General features: G+C 57.6%; 7 protein-coding genes. 4 read left to right on the top strand and 3 right to left on the bottom strand.

Annotated features, from left to right (window positions below; genetic code table 11):
* Window positions 1–111 precede the first annotated feature (111 nt).
* Window positions 112–1,272 carry a hypothetical protein gene (locus EI290_RS14610; RefSeq protein WP_125431858.1) on the bottom strand — a complete coding sequence of 387 codons (1,161 nt, stop codon included), beginning with the start codon at window positions 1,270–1,272 and terminating at the stop codon, window positions 112–114.
* A 253-nt stretch (window positions 1,273–1,525) separates the two neighbouring features.
* Between EI290_RS14610 and EI290_RS14605 the strand changes: the two genes are divergently transcribed.
* On the top strand, window positions 1,526–1,948 hold the full coding sequence (locus EI290_RS14605) for a secondary thiamine-phosphate synthase enzyme YjbQ (protein WP_125431855.1): 423 nt from the start codon (window positions 1,526–1,528) through the stop codon (window positions 1,946–1,948).
* Between the two features lie 98 nt (window positions 1,949–2,046).
* Window positions 2,047–2,625 carry a hypothetical protein gene (locus tag EI290_RS14600; protein WP_125431852.1) on the top strand — a complete coding sequence of 193 codons (579 nt, stop codon included), beginning with the start codon at window positions 2,047–2,049 and terminating at the stop codon, window positions 2,623–2,625.
* Between the two features lie 57 nt (window positions 2,626–2,682).
* Here EI290_RS14600 and EI290_RS14595 read toward each other — a convergent pair whose 3' ends face one another.
* Both EI290_RS14595 and gpmI read right to left on the bottom strand, forming a co-directional pair.
* Entirely contained in the window at window positions 2,683–3,264 is a 582-nt protein-coding gene (locus EI290_RS14595; RefSeq protein ID WP_125431849.1) for a hypothetical protein, read from the bottom strand.
* Window positions 3,257–4,804 carry a 2,3-bisphosphoglycerate-independent phosphoglycerate mutase gene (gpmI, locus tag EI290_RS14590; RefSeq protein ID WP_125431846.1) on the bottom strand — a complete coding sequence of 516 codons (1,548 nt, stop codon included), beginning with the start codon at window positions 4,802–4,804 and terminating at the stop codon, window positions 3,257–3,259. Before gpmI ends, EI290_RS14595 begins: the two co-directional genes overlap by 8 nt.
* A gap of 145 nt (window positions 4,805–4,949) precedes the next feature.
* Between gpmI and EI290_RS14585 the strand changes: the two genes are divergently transcribed.
* The gene (locus EI290_RS14585; RefSeq protein WP_125431843.1) at window positions 4,950–5,348 is read left to right on the top strand and encodes a DUF4783 domain-containing protein; all 399 of its coding nucleotides are present in this window, start codon (window positions 4,950–4,952) and stop codon (window positions 5,346–5,348) included.
* Window positions 5,349–5,584: 236 nt separating this feature from the next.
* Complete coding sequence (gene nadC / locus EI290_RS14580; RefSeq protein ID WP_185817006.1) at window positions 5,585–6,439, top strand: carboxylating nicotinate-nucleotide diphosphorylase; 855 nt, start codon at window positions 5,585–5,587, stop codon at window positions 6,437–6,439.
* The last annotated feature ends 35 nt before the right edge of the window (window positions 6,440–6,474 follow it).

The following is a 6,474-nucleotide window of genomic DNA, read 5'->3' as shown; positions in this document are numbered from 1 at the left end:
CAAATACTTGGCGTGGCCGTGGCTATGCCCATTTTTGCGCAAGGCTGTGCTCCCACATTTAGCACAGGTAAGGGTAGTCTGTAGCATCACACAAGATAGCAAAACCACGATTTAGACCACCGCCAAAACATCTATTAATATTGGATAGCCATTATTAATAGCTCCAATAAAGTTGCCGGCAGGAACAAGGATATTTACGTTGAAGAAATGACCGACGAAACTGCCCATATCTTCTAAGGGAACACCATCATTCATGAAAAATATGCCATACTGTTGACTTCCATATAAAGCAATATCATTTTGGTTTTGGCTAAAGCTTCCGGCGCATAGAGACGATTTGATTATGGCTAGAGAGGCGGGCACGCAACCGCCACCGACTTGAATTGGCATTGAAGTTGGCATTCTAGAAACCATTTTGGGACTGGGAGGGTCACTACCTCCCCAACCACTAGGGCCGTGAGGGCTACTGGAACCAGAACCGGGGGTCTGGCTACCAGGTCCCCCACCACCGGTGTAAATGGGTGGTGCATATCCTCCATTCCCACCAATACCGCCGTCACAATCTCCAGTTGTTGTAATGTATTCGCCATCGGGTGTGTACCAGTCATAGCATTTGCCGACTTCTGGCACGAAGTCCATTCTATTGGAGGGGCCAAATTGGTCAGCACTCGCCTGCCGTGGTTGAAACATCAACCGAATAGACTTCTTCAGTACACCTGCGTGGGTGAAGAAGTGGCCAGTCAGGAAATGATACTCCTGGTTGTAAAACAGGACGGCCCCTTCCCCCGCCAGCGGTACACGCGAATTCTTCTGAGAGTAGCTACGATATAAGTCCGTGAGCAGGCTGAGCGTGTCAAGACCTGCTGCAGTAGGCTTCAGCAGAATCTCTATCGTTACCCCGTCGAATATCGTTGCTTTTTTAGTTACAATCAGATACCGTACGCCTTTCACGGCGGAACGGGCGAACAGCGCGTGGTCGCCTTGATAAGGTACCAGCACCAACGACTGCCCATCCTGAGAAAGGGAAAAGGCTTTCGACCAGTTAAGGGTCGCCGAGGAAGAATCCTTCCGCTGCGAGTAGGCCGAAGTCCGTATCGTAGCCGGTTGGGCGGGATGGATACTTTTGTACCAGTCACTGGCCTCCGTGACGGAGAGTGATGAGGCGGGAGTGGGTTGGTCTTGCTCTTTCGTGCAGCCGGCTAGAAGGACAGCTAGTAGGAAAAATACACTCAGAACCGCCGCAGCGGCGGGTAAACGAAATGAGGTAAGCATAAAAGCGAGTACGATAAAAGAGCAGAGTACTTTTTCTGCTATGCTGATAGCAGATCATCAAAGAGCAATAGGAGTGTAAATAGAAGGCCCAGAAGCAGGCAGGAACGGAAATAATGAGAGCAAGTTAGACCTGTTATGGAAAAAGGTTACTATAGGACAAGTTATTTTGATGGTAAAGTCCTGCGCTCAGAATGACAGTTTTCATCACATTTCGTCCCACTATATTACTCTACCATCTAATCACTTTTTTGCTATGCACTTCGTTCAGAAGCGGCTGCGGCTGCCAGCCGTGAGCCGGGGCTTTCATTTGATTACCGATTTGCTGGTGGCCGAGCTGCCGGAGCTGGAGCAGATTCAGGTGGGTACGGCGCAGTTCTTTATCCAGCATACCTCCGCCAGCCTGAGCATCAACGAAAACGCTGACCCTACGGTACGCCACGATTTTGAGCAGTTTTTTAACCGGCTGGCTCCCGAAAATGCTGCCTACTTCCGGCATACCCTGGAGGGCCCCGACGATATGCCGGCCCATCTGAAGGCCAGCCTGCTGGGCCATGCCGTGAGCATTCCGATTAGTAAGGGCGAGCTGGCGCTGGGCACCTGGCAGGGCATTTACCTGGGGGAGCACCGCAACCACGGCGGCCGCCGCTGGGTGGTGGCCACATTGATGGGCCGATAGGCCAGCTTGAACCGGCAACCGCCACGTACTGAGCGAAATATTGCGGCAGGAACAAGCCGCTGGCCCGACTTTCGCGTATAGCGCTGAAAAAAGCCAGCATGTACGCCGCCCTCCTGATTTTTACCGGAAAAGCCGCCGCTGCCGCGTTATTGTACGTGGCCGGGTGGCTGGCTGTGCCCGGTTCAGGTCCGGAGGCTGGTAAAACTTCTGGCCGTAAACCGGCTGCCCAGGCTTCCCGGGCGCTCCGGCCCGTGGCTCCGCCGCTGGTTACCCGCGTAGTGCGGCTCACCAACGACTCGTTGGCCGGACAGCCATTTGGGGAGGAGCCCACGGTGCAGCAGCTAATCCGGAGCGGTGGTCGGATAACAGCCCGCACACCCTACCGCAACCTTTACGAGGCCAACCAGATTGATACCATCCTGCTGGTGCGCCACCAGGGCAATGTATTTGAGTTCTACCGGGCTCCGGAAAAGGACTTGTTGCGGGATGCAGTAGTGGTAAATTTTCAGCCGGCTTACGGCCGCCGCCTGCGCACCCGCCTGGCCAAAGCCCACCGCCCCGCCGCCACTACCATCGACAAGGTGCGCATCGGTGACTCGGAGCGCACCAATTACGTGTCGGTGGTGTACCAGGGGGGCCGCCTGAGCACAGTGCACGTGGAGCCTTACGTGGACTGATGCTCTCATGGTGAGCATGGGGCGCATCAGGCCCGTGTTGCAGCACCTGCAGCCGAGCTACTGCACCTGTGCCCGCACCGCGTACCGCACGGAATCAAACAAAACCAACTTCTGCACGCCGTTTACCGAGTAGTTCACTAACCGGCCATTCTGGCAATGCAGCTCCAGCGTTTTGGCCGAGTATACCAGCGGGTTATTCTGAGCTACCTTGGCAGTGACATCGTGTACCACAGCATCCTGGCTAACTACGGTAAGCTCTTCCACCGGGTGGTCGGTGCCGGATTGGCGGCGGTAAGTGCGCTGGACCAGGCCGGATGGCAGGGTAGTAGAGTTGACGGCATACAGGCCACGCAGGGCAGGCTTGTTGATATCGGCCTGCTGGAAAATCTGCAGTTCCTTGGTCCAGTCGGTTTTCCGGACGCGGGTAGTTTCCCGTTTTCCGTCGCGCAGCAATACCTGCTTTTCCAGATCTGGCTGCTGTTGGTTTAATAGGGTGCTTTGCTGCTCCAGAAAGCCCAGCAGGTTAAAGTAAGCGGGCTTGCGGTTGGCCGGGTTGGGGCGTACCGTGGCCGTGTCGCCGGGGCCGCAGGCGGCCAGGCCTAGCAGCCCACTTAGCACAACGGGCGCGTACTTATGCATTCGGCGCGGTTTCCGGACGGAGCAGGCTCTGCCCGCTCATGGCTTCGGGTTGCGGCAGGCCCATCAGCTCCAGCACCGTGGGTGCAATGTCGCCCAGCTTGCCATCGGCCACGGCACCCTGGTAGTCGTTGCTGGCCAGAATGCAGGGCACCAGGTTGGTGGTGTGGGCCGTGTTGGGCGAGCCGTCGGGATTAATCATCATGTCAGCGTTGCCGTGGTCGGCAATGATGATGCAGGCATAGTCGGCGGCCAGGGCGGCCTCCACCACTCCTTTGGTGCATTCATCCACGGCTTCGGCGGCCTTCACGGCGGCCTCAAACACCCCGGTGTGGCCTACCATATCGGTATTGGCGAAGTTGAGCACCACAAAGTCGGTGGTTTTGGCCTGTAGCTCCGGCACCAGCGCGTCGCGCAGCTCGTAGGCGCTCATTTCGGGCTGTAGGTCGTAGGTGGCTACCTTGGGCGAGTTACGCATAATGCGCTTCTCCCCGCCAAACTCCACCTCCCGCCCCCCCGAGAAGAAGAACGTAACGTGCGGATACTTCTCGGTTTCGGCAATGCGGATCTGGGTTTTGCCGTGGGCGGCCAGCACCTCACCCAGGGTTTCTTCGAGGTTATCCTTCTCGAAGATGGGCGTGACGCCGGTAAAGGTGGCGTCGTAGTTGGTCATGGTGAGGTAGTGCAGGTTCAGGCGGTGCATTTCGAAGGCGTGGAAATCCTGCTGGGTAAGTGCCTGCGTAATTTCCCGGCCCCGGTCGGTGCGGAAGTTAAAGCACAGCACCACGTCGCCCTCCTGGATGGTAGCCAGCGGCTGCCCGTCGGCCCCGGTTTTCACTATGGGTTTCAGGAACTCATCCGTCACCCCATCCTTATACAGGTCGAGCATACTCTGAATCAGGTTCTGGGAGGGGGCACCCTTACCGTTCACCAGCAGGTCGTAGGCCAGCTTTACCCGCTCCCAGCGGTTGTCCCGGTCCATGGCATAATAACGGCCTACAATGGAGGCAATGCGGCCGCTGGCGCCACGCTGCAGGTGCTGCTCCAGGTCGTTCACGTAGCTTACGCCACCCTTGGGGTCGGTGTCGCGGCCATCGGTAAAGGCATGGATGAACACGTTATGCACGTCCTGGTCGTGGGCAATAGTGCACAGGGCTTTCAGGTGCTCGATGTGGGAATGCACGCCCCCGTCGGAGAGCAGGCCCATCAGATGTACCGGCTTGTTATTGAGGCGGGCGTACTCAAAAGCTTTCAGCAGCGCCGGCATCGTACCCAGCTTCCGCTCCCGGATAGCTTTGTTGATGCGCACCAGATCCTGGTACACCACGCGGCCGGCCCCAATGTTCATGTGGCCTACCTCGGAGTTGCCCATTTGCCCATCGGGCAGACCCACGGCTTCGCCGGAAGCCTGCAGCTTGCTGTGCGGGAAGCGCTGAAACAGCGAATCGACAAACGGCGTACGTGCCTGATCAATAGCCGAAACCTCTTTATTCTGCGCCAGCCCCCAGCCGTCCAGAATTACCAGCAATACCTGTTTGTTCATGGGGGCAAAGATAGGCCAGCCCGGGCGAAACGCCCGCGTTTTGCCTAACTTGGTGGCGTAGAAATGCCAGTCCGGCGAAGCGGCCCGGCTATGGGTCAGCTTGGCATCATTTTAGCACTTCGCATGAAGAACCCTTACCGTTAGTATGAAACGTACTTTCTTTTTGGCCCTGACGCTGGTGTGCAGCTTGCTGCTCACGGCCGGGGCTCTGGCCCAGGGCGAGGCTTTTGGGCCCGTGCGCACCGCTATCCGGAGTTCCTCTTCCCGGGATTTGGCGCAGTATTTTGCCCCTACCGTGGAGCTGAGCTTTGATGGTGACAAGCAGAGCTACAGCGCCACCCAGGCCGAGTTTGTGATGAAGGACTTCTTCGCTAAACACTCCCCGGCTTCGTTCGATTTTATTCACTACGGCGGCAGCAACGAAGGAACGCCCTATGCCGTGGGCAAATATGCCGGCAAGGACGGCGCTTACCGCATGTTCGTGAAAATGAAGCAGGCGGGCGGCAGTCTGAAAATTGCCACCATCGACTTTACGAAAGAGTAGCTAAGCAACGTAGTAACTGAGTAAGTTTTCTGCCTGCTCTGCGCAAGCCCCCGGCACCAGCTGTGTGCCGGGGGCTTGTTGCGTAAACCGGGCTGGTGGGGCGCAATGGAAGCTTCTGTTTGGTTTCAGCTCCCGCCCCCTGCTACGCCCCGCCCGGGTAGCCTGCAACTTACTTGGTTGCTCGGCTACTCCGTTACGCGCGGGTGGCCCCTTTTTGCTATTTTTGCACCGTGCAAATGCCCCCCTACCTCACCCCGGAAGCCCTCCAGACCTTTATCCGCACTGCCCTGGCCGAAGATATCGGCGACGGTGACCATTCGGCCCTGTCGGCTATTCCGGCGGAGGCCCGGAAACGTGCCCACCTGCTGATCAAGGATGAGGGCGTGCTGGCCGGGGTAGAGCTGGCACATCATATTTTCGGGATGGTAGATGCCGACCTGCGCCTGGAGCAGCGCCTGGCCGATGGCGCCCGTGTGCAGCACGGGGAGGTGGCATTTGTAGTAGAAGGCCGCGCCCAGAGTATTCTGACGGCTGAGCGGCTGGTGCTCAACTGTATGCAGCGCATGAGTGGTATTGCCACCCGCACGGCTCATCTTAATGGGCTGCTGGCCGGCACGAAAGCCAAACTGCTCGACACCCGCAAAACTACCCCCAACTTCCGGCTGTGCGAGAAGTGGGCCGTGCTGATTGGTGGCGGGATAAACCACCGCTACGGGCTGTTCGACATGATAATTCTTAAGGACAACCATGTAGACTACGCCGGTGGCATCCGGCAGGCTATTGAAGCCTCCAGAGCCTACCTGGCCCGCACCGGCCGGCAATTGCCCATTGAGGTAGAAACCCGCACCCTGAGCGAAGTGCAGCAGGCCCTGGATGCCGGGGGTATTACCCGCATCATGCTCGACAACATGAGCCCGGCGCAGCTGCGCGAAGCCGTGGCCCTGGTGGCCGGCCGTTACCCGCTGGAAGCCAGCGGCGGCATTACCGAAGAAACCATTGCTGAAGTAGCCGCCACCGGCGTCGATTATATTTCAGTAGGTGCCCTCACTCATTCCATCCGCAGCCTCGATATGAGCCTGAAAGCGTTTTAATGAGTTGTTAGCTGCTGGTTGTCAGGTGTTAGTAT

This window comes from Hymenobacter metallilatus, from assembly GCF_003944705.1.
Classification (GTDB): domain Bacteria; phylum Bacteroidota; class Bacteroidia; order Cytophagales; family Hymenobacteraceae; genus Hymenobacter; species Hymenobacter metallilatus.
Note: the sequence above shows the minus strand (reverse complement) of the source record. Positions and strands in the feature narration are given on the sequence as shown.